This is a genomic window from Ignavibacteriota bacterium, from assembly GCA_016713565.1.
Taxonomy (GTDB): domain Bacteria; phylum Bacteroidota; class Ignavibacteria; order Ignavibacteriales; family Melioribacteraceae.
The window spans coordinates 202,001-225,179 of the sequence record JADJOX010000003.1; the positions used below are offsets into that span (position 1 = coordinate 202,001).

The following is a 23,179-nucleotide window of genomic DNA, read 5'->3' on the forward strand; positions in this document are numbered from 1 at the left end:
CAAATATTTTTTCTGAAATAAACAGTATTAAATTTATAAATAAAAATTATGAAATTAATTTTTCCCAGTAACGTCTTTGATCGATTAACGCTTTAACTTTATCTTCCGGTTCCGTTCTGCATTCCAATAATATCCAGCCTTTATAATTTTTATTAATCAAAAGACGCATTAATTCTTTATATGGATAATCATTAAGATTTAATTCCCTTACATGAACCGTATCGCCCAATCGATCTTTAACTAAATTAAAATTATAATCAAGACCTTTGCCTATTAAATCTTCCGGGTTTGAATTCCAACAGACTTTAACGTTTTTGCAATCGGCAATATCCATAATTGCTTTAATGTTCGGCAGTTCCTGTGTTTCTTTTCCATGAACTTCAAGTCTTATCTGCTGATTAAACCCTTCCGCAAATTTCCCTAATTCATTCAAAGATTTGCCTATTTGTTCAATTGTTTTTTCACGCGGAACTTCATTATGAAATCCATTCGGTTTTACTTTAACTCCGCTTCCGCCAATGTCATAACTTAACTTTACAAAATCCTTTGCGGTTTCTATTGATTTTTTTAACTCGGTTTGATCAGGATAATCAAACTGCTGATTAGTTCCCATACCTATTATTCTAACTTTACTATCCGCAAATTCTCTTCTAACTTCTAATCTTTGCTCTTTGTTAAGTTCAATTGAAACGCCATGCGCGTGTTCAACTCTAAGCTCAACACCATAGATTTCCGCAAGTTCACAATTTTTAATTAATGTCGGAATATCCCAATCTTTTCCCCATTGATATGTAACGAGTCCAAGTTTCATCTTAGAATTTTCGCCTGTCTGGGAGAAAATACCGCAGCCGTTAAAACAAGCAGCTCCAGCAGTCAGTGTAAGAAGCTTAATAAATTCTTTACGCGAAAAATTATTTTCCATTTTATTTTAACAAGTATTTTTTAAGATCAATATGAATATACGGCCTTTTGCTTGCCACTTCATTTCCATTAGCATAAGCAACCCACATTTCAAGATTTGTCGCGTCATAAACAACGTCCTCTAAGTTTCCATCTTCGTCGGCAACCAATTTAGAAAGTTCAATCATTTTTTCGGCATTCATTTTACCGTGATTATCAGATAAAAACTTAAATGCTTTCTCATTATCCATTGTATAATAACAAGCGTCTTTAAAAATATTTGGTGCTACTTCGTCAGTTTGATCGTTATCTTTCCAAATTTTTAATTTAACCGGATCAGGAGTAGAAACTAATATTTTTGCGGCGCCCATTGTTTCTTTTTTACCGTCGCCAATATATAGATGATATCTTTTAATTAACTTTGTAGTTTCAATTTTATGTAATGCTTCATTTAATGTATTGGCATCATATAAAAGATCTCTAAAAAGAGTTGAGAAATGAGTTCCATCAAGATCAAACGGATATTCTCTTTTAGGTGAAGCCCCTTTTTCGCTTAAAACTATTCCTTTTGCATTTATTCCGGTATGAGCTCCAATATATCCGGCAAATGTAGCAGACGCGTGCGGTATTCCTTCATTAGGTTGATAAATAACTATTACTGGAAAATCTTGAAGTCCGCCGCCCATTGTAAAATCTAAATTTCTTATTTGCAATAAACTACCGTTCTCTGTTGCTGATCCCCATACCGATACTCCGGAACACGCATAATCTCCAACAACAGGAATCATTTGCGCTCTTTTTAATTTGTCCCAATCAATGCCGGAACCTTCCGCAAGTCCTCTTAATTCTTCTTTAAATCGATTATCTATATAAGGTTCAACAGAAATCCAAGCTTCATCCAACACCTTATTATTATAGCGTGAAGGCTCTCCAATTTCAGCATATTTAAGAAAATATGACATACATTTATCTACATCGTCTTTCAACGTTTCACCAAGCTGGTATCCCATTTCATAAGGTGTACCTTTTACAACAATAACTTTAATTACATCATCGCCTGTTCCTATTGTAAAAAGGTTTGGAAGATCATTTTGCGCTGATGAAATTAAATTTACTAAAATTACTAAAGCGAAAATTCTTAAATATATTCTTAACATTTTTTCTCCAAATAAAGGTAGAGCTTTTCAACTCTACCTTTAAATTTTAATAATTTTTATTTTAACAAAAACATTTTCTTTGCAGAAATGTTTGAACCGTTAGATAATTCATAAATGTACATTCCACTTACGAGTTCTCTGCCGGAATCATTTTTTCCATTAAATATTAGTATGTGCTCGCCGGCTTGTATATCTTTATCTACTAATGTTCTGACTAATTCACCAGTTATTGAGTAAATTTTCAACATGGTGTGACCAGCTTTTGACAAATTAAATTCAATATTTGTTGTAGGATTAAATGGATTTGGGTAATTGTTTTTTAGTTCAAAGTTCAATGGTAATTGGTTAATGTTATCTTCAACACCAACCGGTTCACCAACTAATCTTGCAACAACATCGTCTATTTCAACTTGATCTGTAACTGAAGGGTCTGATGAAATTATGCTGAACATTGTAAATGATCCTGAAACTCTCGGACTTGGATCAGTGCCTTCCAAGAACCAAGTTGCTTCTTCATCACCAAGTTCACCTTCCCATATTTTCATTTTTAAATCGCCGTTATATGCGTAGAACTTAACCCAATAATTTACGTTTAATTCAAGATCAAAATCAGTTGTAGCTGCAAAATGCTGCCATTGTGCAGGATTTAAGAAATCGTATTGTGCTCCTCCCTCATCGCCTCCTTCAACGTCACCCAACACTCTTGATAAAGTGATTTGATCTGTTAAAGGACTAAAGAATAAAACATATGATCCTTCATGTGTCGGATCAGAATCAGGTAATGACTCAGAAGTATCTCTTTGAACTAAGCGCATGCTTACAGCAAAAAACGAATTTGTAATTTTCTTAAAATTTACATTAAAGGTTATTTCCTGATTAGGCTGACCTTTATTTTCTTCAATAAGTGCTTTATGTGTTGCTTCTTCATCATCTTCATTTAAGAAAGAAACGCCATTACTTGACGCAACTACAGCTCCGACAAAGTTCGCAAAATTGCCGGTCTGAAGAAAAGCTTTACCATCAGCTTGTTTTACAATCGCGTTCATCAAGCCGTCGTTTTCACTGTAGTAAAACCAGCCGACATCGTTGTGCATTGCAGTATCTGACATATCTTCAAAATGATCTTCCCAAAGAATGTCTCCAACTTCCTGTGAAAAAGTAAAATTAGCAGAAATTAAAAAAATAAAAATCAACATACTGTAAAAACGGTTTAACATCTTCATTTTGCCTCCTCCAATTAGTTTGAATAATAAACTAAAAATTAAAATTTATGCTAAAGCGATTAATACTTTCGAAAAACTGTGCATGTGTGTAACTATAATCAAAACTTCCTTTATAACCTTGAAGATCAAATTTTACTCCAATTCCAAAACTGAAATCTTCAACATCATAATTAAATTTATACCCGGAACGTAAAGCAAATATTTCTTTATATACAATTTCAGTCCCTAAGTGAACTCTTTCTGTATAATCAATTGGATGAAGCACATCCATAGCAGTATTGATTTGAAAATCAGAGTGGCCGTTTTCAAATAATTTCATTAAATCCATTGCCAAACCCATTCTCAAAACCAAAGGCAGCTGAAACACTTCAGTCCAGTATTTCATATCAGTGGAAAAATTTTGAAACGCAACGCCAATTGTCAAATCTTTAAATCCAACTTTATAGTATCCGCCAAAGTCAAATCCCCAATGATTTATTTGCCACTCTCTTGTTTCATATTCATAAATTCCATTTTCTCTATCTATTTCCTTAACGGCAATTTCGGCATTCCCCAAATTTTCGTGAATGAATTTATACTTTACACCAAAAGAAAAAACATCATTTACAGGATAAGCATAAGCTAACCCTACCGCATAATCCGAAATTGATAAATCACCTGTAATTATAAATCCTCTATCATCTATACTTTTATCGACTCTTTTAGTTCCTATGATTTGACCATAATCCATATATACCAAATCAATACCAAGTGCACCGTAGTCTTGAAAATCATAAGCTGCTCCAAATGCATATAACCTTGTATCGGCAATCCAAGATACATGATTCATTGAAAAGCCGAATCCTTCAATGTTGGTCAAAACAGCGGGATTATAAAATAATCCTTGAGTACCGTTAACGCTTGCTACACTGGCATTGCCCATTGCGCTTTCTCTTGCGCCAAGACTTATGGCTAAATACGTCATACCGCTTTGACCTGCTTTTTTCTTTTGCGCTAAATAATTTTGCGATGTAATAAGTAAAATAATTGCCAATATCGATAATTTTAATTTCATAATCACTCCAAATATTTACATCATCTAATTATGACAAATTTACCTTTTGTTGAGCCAACGGGCTTACCATTTAAATCCCAGCCTTCTATATAATAAACATAAACACCGCTTTTAATAGTTTGCCAATAATCCGTAATTTGAAACCACTCTTCATCAGCTGATTCTGGAACTGAATTAGGATTATCAGGATTTGGATGCAATATTGTTGCCAGCAAATCGCCGTGCATTGAAAATATTCTTATAGTTGCTTTAGCGGGCAATCCTACAAATCCAATTTTATCTTCTAACCTAGGTACATCGGTATAATCTTCAACAACAGTTCCGCCATACGCTAAGCCTTGCACATGATAAGGATTAGGAACCACATAAACAGAATCCAAGTTTGAATGTGCGCCAATAAACGGAGACGCTGCTACGGAAAAATTTCTGTTATAATATCTACTTGATTCAAGAGGTTCGCCAGGTTTAATTCCGGTAGTATTTTGTGTCCCGTTATCAAAAGCTGTTACTGAATAATAATATTTTTTTCCTCTTTCTACATTTCTATCTACATATTCTGTTGTATCACCGTGAAATGTTTTTATTAACTGGTAAATATTTGTATAAGAACCTTCAGTTCTATAAATATTATAACCAGCAAAATCATAATTACCGGTTTGCCAATCAGCAATATCAGAAACCGACTGCCATTTAAGATCTATTTTCCCCGGACCTGATATTATTTCAACGTTATCCGGAGCAGGTGGAGGTGTTGGCAGATTTTGCAGTCCAAGTTTCCATGCAAATTCTGCATTATAAGCGTGTTTAAGTAATGAATCTAAACCGGTTGCCAATAAAGCATTTTTAGCTTCATTCCCGGATTTTCCATTATAATTTAAAGTTCCATTCTTCCATTCATTTCCAGCTTCAACACAAAGCTTTTGCGAAATGGAACCAACGGCTTCATACAATACAATTTTAATACTTTCGCCAAAATTTAAATTGTAGGGACCAAACGATAACAAGGCAACCGGCTCCTGAACCAATGGATCATAAGGAGTTGACGCGGTTCCTAATGTGCCGGTTGATTTTTCACCGGAACTCATTTCAAAATACATTTCGTTTTCAGTGTTGCCTTTAGTATATGATTTCATAATTCTTCTAGGCACAATTTTTACGGTTGAGGGCTGATTTTTATCATCGTTCGCGTCAGTTGGCGATGTGTCAGCATGAAGAACACCGAATCCCGGATACTGTGGCGAAAGGAACTCACCTGTTGTTGGATCGGGATCGCCAATATCATCATACGCCGCGTGGTTATCATCCGCATTTCCATCATAGACATAAAATAAACCTCTTAATGTATCGCCTGAATTACCTCCGTAAAATACAGCCCATTCATCATTTTGGTTTACTATTTGATGACCTCTATCGCCGCCGGGTAAAAGTAAATATTCAAATCCAAAATAAACATCCGTTAAATTTTGATTTGGCAGCTCAATAGTACTTTCGGTTCCGTCGGCATTACCGTCATTTGTAAATGTATATTCTCTAATTATATAATTATTGTGATTGTGATTAGCGATTGCATAACTTGACATTTTAACGCTGACACCAGAATTTGTTGAGTATTTGGAATCAATCATTTCATCAGCAATAACAGATGAAGATTTTGTGCTTAGTGAACGCGTATCTAAAAATCTCTCTTCAACGGTTCCATTAACAGACACATTGGGCAATCTATTTCTAACTCTTTTTCTAATTGAAATTGGATAAATAAATTCGAATGCCTCCTTATTTTCAAACCCGCCTTCGGATACGTAAGTATTGTGAAAAATATTTTGCTTATCAGTCCAATTTTTTAAACCAATCCAAATTCCAAGCCCTTCAAGATTTTTTCTGGTCATTGTCCTGTAATCTCCGCCGGGATATGTCATTTGGTTTTGCAGAGGAGCATAATTAGGAATTGAACCGCTGGAAAACATCGTTTCCCATAAAGGACCAATTTCATGACTTCTTGTTGCCTGTGCAAAATTATTTTCTAAAAATATTTGCGAAAGAAAAATCAAAAAGAAAATTATTTTTTTTAACTGGATTGACATAACAACCTCCGAAAAATCCAAATTTTGATTTTCATGCATTTATAAATTTACCCTTATTCCAAAAATATATGTTCTGTGTTGTCCTTGATATAAAACTTTACTTTCAGTTCTCAAAATATTTTTATTCGAAACATTTTCACTTCCAACTTCATCTGTTTTTCCATTTGCATATAGGTCGTCATAATAATCTTTTGAATTCGGAATTGCCGTTCTGTATTGGCTTACAACCAAATTGCTAATATCAAAGTAAAATTCGAGATCAAAAATGCTTCTAATATCAAAATTTCTGCTAATCCTTAAATTTGAGCTGAAATATGGAATTGTGTAAAATTTAACATTTGGATGCTGGATTCTAAAGTCCTCATCCGGATGTTCAACTAATACCGGTCCTTGATAAAAAAGACTAAAACTTAACATTGTTTTGTGTAAAATTGGATAATCCATAATTCTTGGACCCCAATCTTCTGGAGCTGTTAAAATTACTACACCTCTGCCGTATGGAGTTAATTCCTCTTGAAGAGCCCGCGGAACTCCTCTCAGTTCTCCGTCAATTCCGATTGCGGGATTATCTGTAATTACGGGAATCTGACTTATATTCGGAACTTCAAGATCGCTTACGCTTTTTTGCGTAATGTTGAAATTGAAAAATCCGGTTAAAAATCTACCCGTAGATTTTCTTATTTCTATATCGAGTCCTCTTACTTCCCTATACTCACGTTGAACAGATGATTCAAGTACAATACTCTGATCGGAATGCGCGAAAACAATTCCGCTTTCAACATCAGAATAATCTTTATAGAACGCGCCAATGTGAAGCTGAAGCCAATCATAAACATTTTGATCATAACCAAGTTCGAAATTATAAGATTTCTGATAACCCAAATTTGAATTTCCTAACCATTGCAGTCTAAAATTATAATGAGCGGTTGTAGAATACATTGCTTCGGTTCTTGGCATCTGAACAAAATGACCGTAATTAAAATATACTTTACTATTTGTAGTAATTGGAAATGAAATTCCAATTCTTGGACTTACATAAAATTTATCAGAGGGCGAATTTTTAGGAAATGTTCCATCTAAAAATGCATTTAAGACATCAAGATTAGTAGCGTAATCCAAAGTTCTTGTTACATCGGGCAGTTCTCCATTTGTGGAATAATAGTCAAATCGTAGTCCAACATTAGCAACCATTCCATAAAATTCAATTTTATCTTGAACATATGCGCTAAGTTCAATTGGAGAAACGTCATATCCCCAAACAAATAACTGGGCTGGATCGTCATTATGCATATGAACTCTGTCTTCAATAAGATGATTTAATTTAAATTCCAATCCGGTTTTTAATTCATGTGCCGGATGAAATTGGTTTACCATTGCCATTTTAATAGTAAATCTATCACTATTTGAATTATCAACAGTATTTGCCCTGCCGTACATTCTGTTGCCAGTTATATCGTCATTTGCGCCTAAATCGAGCGGAATAAATCCCGATTGAGGATCATAATATAATCTTCCGTGAAAATATTTTCCGTCCTCTGCTGTTGAATTAGGATAACGCTCAGTATCCCATTTTGCGCTAAAGTAATTTGCGTCAACTTCTGTATAAAGAGTAGGTGAAAATACTTGTATTAAATTTAACCCGACAAGTGTAGTTGTATAATTAACTTGCGGTTTGTTGAAGAAATAAAACGGATCAAAATTTCCGCCGTCATATGATATTTTTATTTCGTTGCTCCATGAACTGTTTGCATCATCGCGAGAAACAGTATTTACATTTGACGTTATACCGGAAATTGTTAGATGAGTATTATCGCCGAGCCTATTAACTAATTTTAAGGAAAATCCGTTTTCAAGATAACTATCCTGTGCTTGAGGATATGTAAAAGGACGGTTAATATATTTTATGCCTGCAAGCGCATTTAAATGCCAAGGTAAAGCATCGGTTCCGCCGCTGAAAGTCAAATCCAGATTATGCCCAGGTAAGTTTCCGTACTTAACTGGTCTATGTCTCCATTTCCATAATTCTCGTGCTTCAGTTGGAGTTAAATCATTATCGGGATTATTATCATTTAATAATCTATCCGAGTATGCTTTCCAGCCTTCCCATTTAACCGTATCCGGTGTAATTCCTTCATACCTTACTAAGTAAGAAGCTGAATCGGAATTGGGTCCGTCATACAGTCTATATGGCCAATATACCGATGGATTATAATAATTAGGGCCATCATGCCGCAATCCGGCCGGTTCAAATTGGTAATCCAAAGCAAGGTGAATTTCATCACTTGGAGATTTTGTAACAATATTTATTACACCTGAACGAGCTTCTCCATATTCAGCGTTATATCCTCCGCGAAGTACTTTAATTTCTTGAATACTTCCCTTATTTATTGGAAATGAAACTTTTGCCATCTTATTATCAACAGTGGAATAACCATCGACTAGTACGTTCACTTCGGATGCGTCGCCTGCCCTTATCTGTAAATCACCTTCAACCAAATTTCCCTGCACTCCAGCCTGCATTCCAATAATATCTTCAACTCTGCTTGCAAAAGGCAATTCTTTAATTTCATTGGCTTGAATATTTGTTTCGGAAGCAGATACATCTAATTTAACCAATTCCTTTTTTGCCGTTATAACAACTTCTTCGCTTTGAATTACATCTTGCTGTAGTTTAAAGTCAAGGTTTATTGTTCTATCGACTTCTACATTCACTTTTGTAAAAATTGAGGATTTATATCCAATCATGCTTGCTTCAACATCGTAAACACCAGGAGGAACTCTTAGAATAATAAATACGCCATTAATATTTGTAGCGGCGCCTAAATTTGTTCCTTTAAGTGAAATATTTACGCCGATTAATGGTTCGCCGGTAACCGCGTCAATTACGGTACCTCGAATTTTGCCTGTTGTTGAAGAGAAAACAGTAGATGTAAATGTGAAAACAAGTAATAAAAAAGTAATTATTTGCTTCATATGATCTTCTCCATATAAATGGAAATATCAATCCAATAATAAAATAATTAACCCATTTAGTTAGATAACGATTTAGGCAATCGTTTGTCTCTATCAATTCAAGTTATGATTTTTATTTTCAAAATGCAAATTAAATTATTATTACACAATTAACATAAAATTGCTATCTCGAATTTAAATTTTAATCATTTTAATAATTCTATGCCTAAAAGTAAATATGTATTATTTACTAAGGCATGAACTAATGCCGCATAAAAAACATTTTTAGTTTTCAGATATGTAAAACCGTAGGACCAGCCGGCTATTGAGGCTAAAGCGACAAATACAATTGAACCGGCATGAAAATGTACAATTCCAAAAATAACGCTTGTAATTGCGAGAGCCGTATACGTTCCGATTTTATCTATTTTTTTCTTTTCTATTAAATATGCCGCAATGAAAATCGCGATAGTTGCTGAAGGAATAACCCAGCCGTAATTTCCTTTCATAAAGTAGCCAGTTAAAAGAGAAAGGATTAACAAAATTATCATCCCCCATTTCCAAAAGATTAACCATTTCTGTGATTGATAAATTCTTTTAGAAAGTAAATTTTGAAGAAGTCCTCTAAAAAAAAGTTCCTCAAAAATTGCGGTATGCAGAAAAACAATTAAAATTTTACCAAAAATACTTAATATAAAATTTATTGAAAAATCGTTATAACCGATAAATTTAAAAAATCCGAAATTGACCCCAATTAACAAAGCTGCGGCATAAAATAAAAGCCATGAAATAACCGCAATCTTTAAGAAACCCAAATTAAAAACGGGAAAGAAACCAACATCATTTAATTTACGGACAATAGAAAAACTATATACACAAACAATTATAATTACGATTCTAAAAAGTGAATCAAATCCGCCGCCGTTAATGGGCATATTTGTATTCGGTTCAAATTTAACTAGCGTGGTCGGAAGTAAAAACAAAGTGAAAGTAAAAAAATCAATCCAATCGATTTTATATAGATTATCATTTTTGGCGATAAATATTAAGGTAGGAAATAAAATAAAAAACGGGAATAAAAATGTTGTTCCTTTTAGTGGATTATCACCATTTAGCACAATGTAAGAATAATAAAAAATAATGACAGCAATAGGGAATATAATGGCTTTACGAATATTGAAATTTATTAATGCAGATAAATATTTTGCCACTTTTGGAGAACCAATAAGAAAAAAAACTAAATACGCGGAAACAAAATAAAATGAAGATATTAAAATATCAGTAGTCTCAGTTGAATTCCAAGTAAAAGATAGAAACACGAAGTATAGCGCAAACGTAAGAATTACGCTTTGGTAAATTTCCTTTTTGATAGGACTAAATATTTCTGAAATATTCAATGGAATATTTAATTTAGTTGATTAAGCAATTCTTTAAAACTATAATATTCATAAGGTTCATTTGCCGCTGGTGTATTTACGCCGGCATTTGAAACCCAAAACTCCATAGTTTGCGGAGCAAATAATACATTGTGTAAATTACTTTTCATCGCAACAGGTCTATCCATTAAATGAATAGCGCTTTCCGAATCTATTTTGCCGAAATTTTCTTTTATTCTTGCTACTAAATCTTTATAACGATTTCCTGCAGACATAATCACAGCGTCCTGAACAGGTTCTTCAAGCTGTTTATGGTAAGTATTCGGATTAATAATTTCAAATCTTTTAGGTGATGTAGCCAATCCTTTTGCATCGGGAATTTTACCGTCGGCAATAACATAATAATATTCACAAGTGCGCGGAGTATCTTCAAAAAGTTTTACAGCTTCTGATAAGGACTTAGTACTTTCTAATCCGTCGCGCATTAAAAATGCCATCGGCATTCCATCCCATTCTCCTTCTCCTCTTCCTCCCATTTCTCCAAAACTAACTTGTTTATCATTCATTCCGGTTACTGATCCAATAAATCCGGCATATCCAACATTTACAAATGAGTTGTAGCCTTTTGGCTGAATAATGAAAACTACAGCATTGAATTGAAGTCCTATTTCTGTCATATAATCCAAAACCCTTCCATGGAAAAGTTTTCCATTTGAAGTTGAAGAATTAAAAACAGCAAATCCGGAACAATGAAATAATTCAGGGAATACATTTGTTAAATGAATTTCGTCCAAACTAATTCCGGACGTTTCTGAAAGGCCAACCATTTCATCTTCATATCTTTGAGGAATAAACGGTTTCAGTCTTTTATATGCATCTCTAAAATCATCAATAAACCACGATCTTTTTTCATTAGTGTAAACCCAGCACATTGTGTATAGTGTTGCATCAACCATATCTCTAATTTCATCTTTAAGAAGCGCTCCGTGAATTTGTCCTATTTCTTTATGTGAACCTTTAGCAAGTAAAACTCTGTTATTATCTTTGTAAATCAACTTACCTTTGCCAAACAATTTTTCCTTTCTGATAATTTTTGGAGCTTCGATTCTTGAAAGCAATAGCCCGCCGGTTCTTAAAGCTCCGCGGTATATAGCGGTATTCAATTCCTCACGTTTAATTTTAATAACTTTTGTTTCTTTATTTTGAGGGAATAGTGAATTTACAATACTGTTGATTTCCTCAAAATGAATAACTGCTTTAGATTTGTCGTTTGTAAGAATTAGCGAAACATCGTTGCCGTTTTCTTTATTTAATAATAATTGAATTAGAGTTGAGTCAATTTTTGTGTTTACCGAAGAATATAATTTATCATTTTCATTTTTTTCATCAAATGAACAATTAAACAAAATCCATGAAGCCAATCCCAATTTTTTTACTGCGGAGGATTCAAGCAGTTCTTTGGACTGCGGATATTTCGCCAAGACGTCGCCGATAAGCTTAATTACGTCAAAATTCTTCTTGTCTTTGCCGCCGCCCGCAACAATAACATTTGAAGGTGACATAAATACTTTTGTTGAATCGTTGTCGCTCTTAATAATATAGTTATTTTGATTATAGAAAACATCTGCGTTAAAATAATTTTCTCCGGTGTGAGAAATTTTGGCAATCAATGAATCTGATTTGTTGGATTTTGCGACTTCTATCGACACGAGAAAATTATAATTATCGCTTCCATTCTTTAGGTAGAAAGTTATATCGTTTAATAATGAATAAATTTTGTATGATGTGTGAATTCTGTTCCAATAAATTAAAACAGTCAATAACAAGACAAATAAAATACCAATCAATCCTTTTTTAATTATGTTTTTCATTTCATAACTCCAATGAAATTTAATTAACCGAACTTTAATTTATAAATTAAAATTATTAGTCCCAAAGGAAGCACAAAAACTTGAGACAAAATAATTGCCGCATCATTTGTTAAAATGCCGTAAGTCATCCACAAAAAATTATTTACGGAAATTAAAATAAAAGTAGGAAGTGAAAGAGCTTTTGTATCTTTTGTCCTAATGGTTTGTATTGCTTGAGGAATAAAAATTAGTGAGCCAACAGCAGCCGCAAAATATCCAATAATTTCAGGAATGCTCATATTTTATCCCAATAAAGCGGTTGAATTAAATAATTTCGAAAAAAAATAGAATTGATTTGTTTTAAATAAAATTATAAACAATACCCATTTGCCAAGATTCTTTCATCTGAGCAATTACGGATTCCGATTTTTTAAATATAAAATTATAAGTAAAACTTACGTTAAGCCAGCTATTCACTTTTGCAACCATACTATTGTCCCATCGAACATCCCACACATCAATTTCTTCAAATCTAGTAAACAAAATTAGATTTGATTCGGCAAAAATATTATCGTCCAATTTAATTTTTGCGTTTGTCACACTTTCAAAACCGGTTTCAAATTTATAAGTCTCCTCTTTATCAGAAGTTGAAACGTCATTGGTATATTTTGTATATCTGTCCGCAGTTGTATGTTGAAGCGCAATACCAAGTCTTGTTTGAAGCGCCGAAAGCTTGTCATAAGTAAACCCAACGCTTTGCGTTATAATTGCGGGATCAAAAAAATCAGCTACTTTTACAGGTTTGGGACCTGAATAATCAAAGCCAGTTGTTAACTGTGTTCTTATTGAATTACTGAAAAACGGATCGACTTTCCAGCTTGCATGATAGGAAAGTACTTGATCCAAATAAAATTCATTTTCGTTGGTTCTGTAATCTTTTCCGTCAAACTTTGTTCTGCCGTATAACGAACGAAACTTTGTCTTAAACCCTATATCATCATCATCAAACTTAAAATTAAAATCGTAATTTAAAGTCCACGTTAATGAATTTTCTCCGCCTTTTGTCCAATTGCTGAAAGCAACTTGACTAAAATTTAATCCACCAACCATAGTTGTTGACCATCTGCTGTCAACTGTGTCTTTAATTTGCGCTTGAATTTCTAAAAAGGCAGAAAGGAAAAACACAATTATAATGAGAAAAATTTTGTTCAACTTCATCATAAAATTTGCATAAATTTTGCAATCGATTGTTTAGCTAAACCAAAGATAAACAATGATTTGTATAATGTCAATTAAACTACCTTAATAAGAAGTTTTTAACCGATTTTGACTAATAGATCCAAAATTTCATCAGCTGAAGCGGTTCCGGTTTGAAATAATTTTTGAACCGTCACAGCGGCGGCTACATTAGCCAATTCTAATGTTTCCTGTAAACTGCATTTGCATCCCAAAGCGCAGGCTATTGCCGAAAAAACCGTATCCCCGGCGCCGACAATATCCAATTCGCCTTGCAATTTAATACCAAAAGTCTCACAGAAGCCATTTTTATCAGTACCGATTATTCCATTTTCTCCCCTGGTAATAAAAACAGGCTTTTGAGTTTTACTAAACAATTCATCGGCAATATGCATTAAATCGCCAACCTGCAAATCTCGCTTATCAAGATATTCATTGGAAGATAAATATGCGGCTTCTTTGTTGTTTAATTTATAACTCACATTATTAAATTTGGATGCAAAATGTCTTGAATCCAAAAGAAAAATCTTATCGGGATTTTCTTCAATTATTTTATTTAATCCATCAATAAATTTTTGATTTGTAATACTACCGGGAACCTGTTGGTTTATCATAAAAATATCTAAATCTTTAATTGAGCTTTTTATATTTTCCAAAATTAAATTATCTGATTCTTCCGTACGAACATTATAAGTTCCAAAGTCAATTCTCGGCTGCTCTTTTCCGTTTAAAATTCTTTTTGAAAAAGTATACGACTCAAAATTCTCTTTTTGAATTATCATTCCGTTCGTATTAGCATTAATACTTTTTAATTGAAAAATCATTTCTTTGCCAAAAACATCCGTCCCATAAATTCCAAAAACTTTTAGCTCTTTAGGTTTCAGCGCAGAAATATTCGCGGCAACATTTGAAGCTCCGCCGAGGGTATAATATTGTTTTTTTACGGACTCTGCTTGAAGTCCGGTTTCCAAAGAGATTTCTGAACCTCGCGGATCCAAAACCCAATATGCGTCAAGACAAAAATCGCCGTATAATCCTATTTTTGTCTCATTTATTTGCTTAAAAATTTCTTTAAATCTATCAATTGTTGTTATCATTTTTCTTTCCGGTTTTTTCAGAAATTATTTATTCAATTTAAATTTGTAAACGGTTTTAGAGTTAAAAATTTCATTTGGATTTAAGATTGTACTTGGAAATTCAATATTATTTGGAGAATCGGGATAATGTTCGGTTTCCAAACAAACACCGGTTCTAGGTAAATATGCGATATTGTTTTTTCCTATAAATTTTTCAGTTAAATGATTTCCCGTATATAATTGAACAGCCGGTTCAGTTGTAAACATTTCGACAATTCGCCCACTTTTATTATCAACTAAAATAGCATTTAATTTTAAATTTCCATTAAAATTATCAAAAATAAAACAATGATCGTAACCAAATCCATTTTTTAATTGTTCATGATCCAAATTTATTCTTGAACCGATTTTGGTTAGTTTGGTAAAATCAAATGGAGTTCCGCTTACTTGATCAATTTTTCCTTTTGGAATCGCTAAAGTATCGATTGGCAAATAGTTCCCGGAGTTTATCCATAATTCATGATCCAGAATTGTATTTGTACAATCACCCGTTAAATTAAAATAAGTATGGTTCGTTAAATTTAGATGAGTCTTTTTATCTGTTTCAGCTTGATATTCAATTACCAATTCGTTTTCATTATTCAACGTGTATTTCAATATTGTTATTAAATTTCCTGGATAACCTTCTTCGCCATCCTTGCTTAAGTATTTTAATTTAATCGCACAATGATCATCGCTAATTATTTCTTCAGCTTCCCAAACTACTTTATCAAAACCTATACTGCCTCCGTGCAAATGATTCTTTCCTTCATTTGGAGTGACGTTGTATTTTATTCCGTCAATTTCAAAACTTGAATTTGAAATTCTATTTGCGTATCGGCCGCAAATGCTCCCAAAATAAGGAGTATGTTTTACATACTCATCCATTTCATCATATCCAAGAACAACGTCTTCAATTCTTCCGTTTTTATCGGGAACAAGAACCGACTGAATTATTCCTCCGTAATTTGAGATTTTTACTGACATTCCATTAGTATTTACCAGCGAAAATAAATAAACCGTTTCCGAGTTTTTTGTTTTTCCCCAAATTGTTTTTTCAATATTCATAATCTTTCCGCAATTTTAATTTATTATTCTTTGATCCAATTTTCCATAAAAGTTACATGCTTAATTGATTTTTCATTTTCTGAATTACTAAATGAATAGGTCAATTGAATTTTACCGTTCTTTGCTTGTATTACAGAAGGATAAGAAAATGAGCCTTTCTCCTTTTCTGTTTTTTCCAAATTTCTTTTCCATTTCCAGCTTTTTCCTTCATCATCAGAAAGCGCCGCGCATAAACTATATCTTCCGTCATCAACATCATTATAAATTAGGAGCCAATTGCCGCTGTGTAATTTTATAATTTCTATACTTGCTCCGGGATTTGGTATATCCGATTTTTTTGCGAATGTCCATGAATATCCTTCATCATTAGAATGACTAATAAAAATTTTCCCCGGCGAATCACCGTCATCACGCATATATGCATCAATTGTTCCGTCATTTTTAACAATCAAACTTGGCTGATTCAATCCTCTTCCAACAATCGGTAAACCGCAATTCCAAGTATTTCCATCATCTTCGGATATTGCGATAAGTCCAAAATTAAATCCATCCGAATATAACGGTAATAATATTTTACCATTTTTTAAAATTATCGGATGAGTTCTTGTCATCCAGCCCGTTTCTCTTTTCACAGGATCTTTTGCGGCTTCGATTAGCAGTTCCTCGTAAGGCAAAGCATATTCAGCCCAAGCCAATTCATCATTCGTATTTTCTTTAAATTGTTTATCTACAGTTACTTCAAATTCTTTTCCGGGTTTCATCAAAATTATATCTTGCCATTGCCAGTTTGGAGCTAAATCGTTTTCATAATCTTTTGTTGTTCTAACTTTAAGAACAGATGTTTCCCATCGATTGGCTCTCACAACAACCCAAATTAAAAACAGTTTATTTTCATTATTTAAAAATAAAATTGGATTGCAGTCGGGTTGTCCCGGAGAATCTGCCATTAAAAATGGTTTGCTCCAATTCACTTCGCCTTTTTTTAATCTTGATCCTTTTATTACCACGTCATTAGCCGTTCGTTCACCGCTGCCTTCAAACCAGCAAGTAAGAAAATCTCCATTCGGCAATTCAACAATACTGCTAGAATGAACATGTTCTTCCTGAAGCGGAAATATTAAATTTTCTTCAATTTTTGTTTGACTAAACAAAACACCGGAAATAAAAAGTACTAAAATTATTTTTTTCATTAAAAACTCTTTATTAAAATTAATTCAAAATCCAATCTACATCAAATGCTGCATGCTTAATTGAGTTTTGTTGGTTCCCTAAATGATACGAATATGTTGCATGAATTTTTCCATCTTTTGTCTGAATTACGGAAGGATATGAGTAACCTCCTTTATCCGAATGTTCAAGATGTTTTTTCCATTTCCAAGTTTTTCCTTCATCATCGGAAATTGAAACCGCCAAACTATATCTTCCATCTTCAACATCATTATAAACTAATAACCAATTGCCATTTTTTAATTTTAATACTTCAATACTTGCGCCGGGATTTAAAATTTCAGAGTCTTCTGCAAATGTCCAGTTTTCTCCATTATCGAATGATTCTGACATCATTATTCTGCCAGGTTCATCTCCGCTATCGCGCATAAATGCCGAAATTGTGCCGTCTTCTTTTTGAATAAGACTTGGTTGAATATTTCCTTTCCCCACAATTGGCAAACCGCAATTCCAATTACTTCCATCATCATCAGAAATAGCACATATTGAAAAATTAAATCCATCAGAATATAATGGGAGTAAAATTCTTCCGTTACCCAAAATTAATGGATGAATTCTAGTCATCCATCCGGTTTCCCGTTTTTTTGGATCTTTTGAAGCTTCATAAATCATTGTTTCGTAAATTGGAGCGAACCCAGACCAAGCAAATTCTTTATGCGTATTTTCCTTGAATTTTGTTTCAATCTCATCAACAAATTCATTACCAGGTTTAATAATAATAATATCTTGCCAATTCCAAATTGGAGCACCAACATTTTTGTAATCTATTGATGTCCGATATTTTAAAATGGAAGTTTCCCATTTATTAGATTGAACGACAATCCATGCTAAAAATAATTTGTTATTTTTATTAAGAAACAAAACAGGATTACAATCCGGCTGATTTGGAGTATCTGCCATTAAAAATGGTTTGCTCCAATTTTTTTCACCCTTAACTAATCTTGAGCCCATAATTGAGACGTCATTTGCGCTGCGTTCTCCGCTGCCTTGAAACCAGCAACTAAGCAAATCACCGTTCGGCAATTCAACAATACTGCTTCCATGAACGTGCTGACCTTGTAATGGAAATATAATATCCGCTTGGTAATCCTGCGCTGAAATAACTGATATTAAGGTAAAATAAATTAAAGCTTGATAAACAAATTTCATTCTAATTCCTTTTATTCAATAGGAAAAATCTTTTCTAAATTTATTTGGTTATTTTGATTTGTCACTTTATAAACCGGCCATGTATTTAATTTATTTGCCAAATCATGCGCTAATTCTCTTTTTCCATTTACAATATAAAATCTCATTCTCGTGTTTGGATTATTTTTATTTAGCTCCTCTCTAAATACCGCACGTTTCTCGTTTTGTCTCCAAGTAACTGCTAAATGCTCAACGCTGCAATCTTTAATAATAGAATAATCATTTCCCAGATATAAAAATCCATTTGATAAAGCCATTGCCGGATTTTGTTTTAGATCTTTTGGAATTTCGACAATTGTTTCTTCACCAGTACCGGCTGAATAATATATTTTATCAGATGTTTCAAACGCGATTTCAACCGCGCCATCATTCGGTCTTTTACAGTAAATATCAACCTTGTATATATTTCCATTAAATTTTTCTACTTCAATATTATAATCTTTGGCTCTCACATAAATTGGAAATGGCAAATAATCTTCCTCAAATTTTAATTCTTTTAGCTCCTTTTTTATTTTCACATTTCCGGTTTTTGTATCAACTTCAAAATATTCGTTTTCTTTCGGCAAAATATCAATTAATTCCTTAAATATTTTATCAAGAACCATTCTCGCATTTGCGACTTCATTCTCGGTGTACTGAACTTCTACCAACCACGGCGTCCAACCGCTTGAATCACTCACTTCCGAAAGCAGCAGATGTTTCCATGCTTCTTTTATTAATTCAAGAAGTTTTAATATGTTTTTCCCTAGTGACTTCGCGTAATCAATTAGTTTTTCGGCGGTTAATATTTCCCCTCGTAATTCATAGCTTAAAGCTCTTGTAATTCCATCTGTTTCAACGCCGCTTCTTTGTCTTCCCATCCACATAAATGGTCCGCAAACATTCATATTCCAAGTACCTTCAGGTATAAAGGGATAATCTGCAATTTTATAATCTTTATCGTTTTTTAATATGTCAACTAATTCTGTCATTGTTACAAACAGATAACCTTCATTCTCTAGTTTTTTAAATTCATCAATACTTTTCTTTTCTTGTTCAGGTACTTTATAAAAATTACTGTTATAATCTAAAGTATTAAATACTTCGCCATCATCAAGAAATGACCAATCCCAATCTAAATTTTTAAGTTTCTTTTCTCCGGCACCAATTAAACCCAAAATAGAATCATAACCATATTTAACATTTACCAAAGGCATTGTTTTATCTCTGTAATAAGAATGAGGATCGGAACTTGTAACAACAACATCATATTTTCCTTTTAACGCTGACGCGAGTCCCGGGGAGTATTGAATTTCCTGACCGAAAAAAACTCTTGATCTTTTCAGATTATACTTTTCTAAAATCTCATCGGAAATTTCAATTGATTTCTGAAGATCATATGCCGGATAAGCAATAAAAAATTGATCGGAATAATGTGCGATCACCAATTCAATTTGTCCGCGATCAATTAATTTTCTTAGCAATTTTAAGACTTCAGGATATTCTTCTGCCATGGTTTCTATCGCATATCCCTGGAATTCAAAATCTGCTTTGTACTGAGGATTAAGATCGAAGAATTGCAAAGCAGGATAAAGTGATTCTTTAACAATTCTGTTTTCAATTCTATAATCGCCGGCAACGTACTGAAAATTATAATGAAATAATCCAATTGCGTATTTTGGTTTTGCGAAAATTGTGCTAATACTAACTATAACAAAAACTAACAGATATTTTCTCATTTTAAACTTTTCATTTTTTTAGATTACAAAATAATTTATTTCTAAATTTTAAAGAATATTATTGGCTTTCCTCACAAATAATTTTAAGACTTTCAAAATATACTTTGGAAGGCCTTCGATCATTTGTTCCGCCAGCAATTCCAATGTTAATTGATTTTGCAAGATCTTTTATTTCCGGTGAATCTCTAACAATTTCCCAATTTGTTCCATCGTAACTAAAATAACTAATAAATTTATTGCCATCTCTAATCAGTTTTAACCAAACTGGGAAAGGATTTTTCTTTTCATAATTAAAACTTTTAGTATTGTGCATCGAGCCATCGGCAAATTCATCCCATTGCGCACCATTTCTCTTTGGGGTAGAAAAAACTAAAAATGATCCTTTGCATCCAATTTCATCCACATTACTTTTTGTAATATCATTTCTAACGAATAACCCAGCTCTAAACCACTCGCTTACTCCTTCTCCAAATTTCTGAACTTTAACTAAGGCAATAAAATTTCCCGAAATCTTTCTATTCAAATAAATTGTACCATAAGAATCCTCGGCGTGTAAAAAATCGGTGCCGGAAGCTTCAATCTCAAAAATATTTTTGTCAATTGAGAAATTAAAATTACACGGCTGCGCGGTTGTTGAGCAAAATGTAGAAAGATCCTTATCTGATATTTTCTGCTCCTCACCTTTGTAAACTTCAATTTCAATCGGTTCATAATTTCCAATTGTTATTTTATGTTTTCCTAAATTAGGAATAATAGAAAAATTTACTTCCGAAATTTCATTCTCATTTAAACTGACTGACTTGGTTTCTGCAATTTTATTATCAACCAACAATTCAATTTTGAATTCTTGCTTTGCATTTTTTATATTCTGTACAACACTTTTTATAATTACATTTTCTTCTAATGGTAATTTATTCATTGAAGAGCGAATATCATTAACGACAAATTTTAACGGCTCACCTTTTACATTTATTTCTAATTCTGAACTTTCGTTTATAGAAATTCTATGTTTTCCCGGTTCATAAAATTGATAAATAAATTCTATTGTTCTAATATTATTTGAAATTATAGGAAACTTTTTACTTTCAGCAATTTTACCATCAATGTATAGATCAACACTTTCTATTCCACTTGAACCTAAATTTTTTACCTCGCTTTTTATCGAAACTTTTTCACCGGTTAAATATTCCTTTTTCTCATTTATTATTACAGAACCGGTATAAAATTTCGGATTTCCCAAGATTAATTTTTCGGGATCGTTTACTGGCTTTTCAATTAAAAAATTATCTTTATAAATATTATCTGTAATATATGCGGCACATAATTTCATTTCAGCTTGTTTTAAGTTGTAATAAATATTGTCGAAAGCATTCCATCCTTTCGACATGTTTTGAAAAAAGAATCCAACATTTTCGTTAGTTGGTGCAGGTCGTACATCATGAACCAAATTATTTCTTACAATAGAACCCGGACTCAAACCAAAAACCGCTATACCGCCTTCATCATCTCTCAGCATTGTGGCATATTCAACATGATTATATTCTACCAAATAATTTCCATCGCTTGATTCTTCTACATTAGGCCAACTGCCTACTGCTAAGCCGTAACTTCCAACATTGGAGACAAAATTATGATTAATTTCTGTTCTAAGCGTGTTTGACGCGCCAATTCCCATATGCGCATACTCGCCGCCTTCAATTTCATTGTAAGAAATTGTATTATCATAAACCATGTCATTCCAAGATTCAGGTTTTGCCGCACCTCTTAATTCAATTCCGCTGCCTTCAAAATTCATAATCTTATTTTTTGTAATCAAATTTTTATAACTGCCCAAACCTAATTTAATTGGAGTTTGTCCGACATTGTTGATCTTACAATTTATAATCTCGCAATTATTTGCGTATACAAGATCAAGAGTCGCTTCACCGCCAAAAGAAGTTGTAGTAAATTCCAAATTGTAAAATCTTAAATTTCTAATAGGTTTATCTTTCTTTCCAATAACTTTGAAAAGGGATTTAGAATAAGGCACATAAACATCCGCTTCATTAAGATTCGTATTTTCATTTGAAGGTAAAAATGACAATATTTTTTTTGAACTATTATAAAACCATTCTCCGGCAGTATCCAAAATTGATTCAACATTATCAATAAAGTATTTTGGAGGAATGATCATTATTTCCGAATTGGGTTTTTCTAAATACGCAATATTATTTACTTCATCAATTTTAGATATTTTTCCAAAAACAGTTCCCCATCTTACGAACATTGTCAAATTATTTGTAGATAAATTTTCCCAATTCTTTAAATCACCTTTGTTAAATTTAAATGAGCTTGAATCGGTTGGAATACCGACTGTATTAAAGAATCCCTTATTTGGAGCCCTAGCGAGAGTTTGTCTTTTCCCATTAACATATAATTCTTTAACTTTACTTAAATTTACTTTTGTCTGCCAAATTCCGTTTTCGGCTTTGATCCAATTAGCTATTTTTTTACCGCCGGAGATTACCGCATTTTCACCCGGATAAGAAGCATAAGTCACAAAGTAATCTTTTAATTTATGGTATTCAAATGCTCCAGTCGGAAGATCCGTTTCTACTCTTTCTCCGCCATCATTAGGTGAAAAAGTAATTGAACTGTCAATTGAATAAATTCCTTCTCTTATTAAAACAAGAATATCATTTCCACTGCCGAATTTATGAGTTGAACCTATAAATCTTTTTTCAACCGGCGGAAGTTTTTCTTTATAGATTTTTTGCTTTAGATTAATAACTGCTATTCTTGCTCTTTCAATTGTGGCAAATGGTCCATCAGTTTTTTTTGCGTTTGGTTCCGCCAATTTACCTGACCAATTATCATTCCCTTTTGTCGACACATAAAAATCGGCGGTTTTGTTTTCAAGATTATACTCTTTGTAAATTTCACCTCTGAGAAATCTTCCTTGTGAAAACAAATGTCCAGTAAGAACCAATATTATAAATAAAGTATGATAAACAAAAAATGCGTTAATATGCTCGGGTTTAAATTTCATTTTAAT

The 23,179-nt window shown here is 32.9% G+C and carries 16 protein-coding genes; all 16 read right to left on the reverse strand.

The genetic code is table 11. The annotated features are described in order from the left end of the window. Positions 1-46: 46 nt before the first annotated feature. Positions 47-922, reverse strand: coding sequence for a TIM barrel protein (locus tag IPK06_03695; GenBank protein MBK7979113.1), 876 nt, complete (start codon positions 920-922; stop codon positions 47-49). Between the two features lies 1 nt (position 923). Next, positions 924-2,057, reverse strand: a complete 1,134-nt coding sequence (locus IPK06_03700; protein MBK7979114.1) for a hypothetical protein — start codon at positions 2,055-2,057, stop codon at positions 924-926. Positions 2,058-2,113: 56 nt separating this feature from the next. After that, a complete protein-coding gene (locus IPK06_03705) occupies positions 2,114-3,280 on the reverse strand; it encodes a T9SS type A sorting domain-containing protein (GenBank protein MBK7979115.1) in 1,167 nt (388 codons plus the stop codon). A 31-nt stretch (positions 3,281-3,311) separates the two neighbouring features. Continuing rightward, positions 3,312-4,334, reverse strand: a complete 1,023-nt coding sequence (locus IPK06_03710; GenBank protein ID MBK7979116.1) for a PorV/PorQ family protein — start codon at positions 4,332-4,334, stop codon at positions 3,312-3,314. 20 nt (positions 4,335-4,354) lie between these two features. After that, positions 4,355-6,415 (reverse strand): hypothetical protein, encoded by a 2,061-nt coding sequence (locus IPK06_03715; GenBank protein ID MBK7979117.1) that lies wholly within the window; start codon positions 6,413-6,415, stop codon positions 4,355-4,357. 39 nt (positions 6,416-6,454) lie between these two features. Then, complete coding sequence (locus tag IPK06_03720; GenBank protein MBK7979118.1) at positions 6,455-9,388, reverse strand: TonB-dependent receptor; 2,934 nt, start codon at positions 9,386-9,388, stop codon at positions 6,455-6,457. A 185-nt stretch (positions 9,389-9,573) separates the two neighbouring features. Next, positions 9,574-10,686: a CPBP family intramembrane metalloprotease gene (locus IPK06_03725; GenBank protein ID MBK7979119.1), complete on the reverse strand. Its 1,113-nt coding sequence runs from the start codon at positions 10,684-10,686 to the stop codon at positions 9,574-9,576. 86 nt (positions 10,687-10,772) lie between these two features. Then, positions 10,773-12,614 (reverse strand): hypothetical protein, encoded by a 1,842-nt coding sequence (locus IPK06_03730; protein ID MBK7979120.1) that lies wholly within the window; start codon positions 12,612-12,614, stop codon positions 10,773-10,775. Positions 12,615-12,637: 23 nt separating this feature from the next. Continuing rightward, a complete protein-coding gene (locus IPK06_03735) occupies positions 12,638-12,892 on the reverse strand; it encodes a hypothetical protein (protein ID MBK7979121.1) in 255 nt (84 codons plus the stop codon). A 61-nt stretch (positions 12,893-12,953) separates the two neighbouring features. Further along, complete coding sequence (locus tag IPK06_03740; protein MBK7979122.1) at positions 12,954-13,814, reverse strand: DUF3078 domain-containing protein; 861 nt, start codon at positions 13,812-13,814, stop codon at positions 12,954-12,956. 95 nt (positions 13,815-13,909) lie between these two features. Next, the gene (locus IPK06_03745) at positions 13,910-14,926 is read right to left on the reverse strand and encodes a hypothetical protein (protein ID MBK7979123.1); all 1,017 of its coding nucleotides are present in this window, start codon (positions 14,924-14,926) and stop codon (positions 13,910-13,912) included. 24 nt (positions 14,927-14,950) lie between these two features. Next, on the reverse strand, positions 14,951-16,012 hold the full coding sequence (locus tag IPK06_03750; GenBank protein ID MBK7979124.1) for a galactose mutarotase: 1,062 nt from the start codon (positions 16,010-16,012) through the stop codon (positions 14,951-14,953). A gap of 23 nt (positions 16,013-16,035) precedes the next feature. After that, entirely contained in the window at positions 16,036-17,202 is a 1,167-nt protein-coding gene (locus IPK06_03755) for an exo-alpha-sialidase (GenBank protein ID MBK7979125.1), read from the reverse strand. Positions 17,203-17,221: 19 nt separating this feature from the next. Beyond that, positions 17,222-18,388, reverse strand: a complete 1,167-nt coding sequence (locus tag IPK06_03760) for an exo-alpha-sialidase (protein MBK7979126.1) — start codon at positions 18,386-18,388, stop codon at positions 17,222-17,224. 11 nt (positions 18,389-18,399) lie between these two features. Further along, complete coding sequence (locus IPK06_03765; GenBank protein MBK7979127.1) at positions 18,400-20,145, reverse strand: hypothetical protein; 1,746 nt, start codon at positions 20,143-20,145, stop codon at positions 18,400-18,402. Between the two features lie 58 nt (positions 20,146-20,203). Continuing rightward, positions 20,204-23,173, reverse strand: coding sequence for a right-handed parallel beta-helix repeat-containing protein (locus IPK06_03770; protein ID MBK7979128.1), 2,970 nt, complete (start codon positions 23,171-23,173; stop codon positions 20,204-20,206). Between the last annotated feature and the right edge of the window lie 6 nt (positions 23,174-23,179).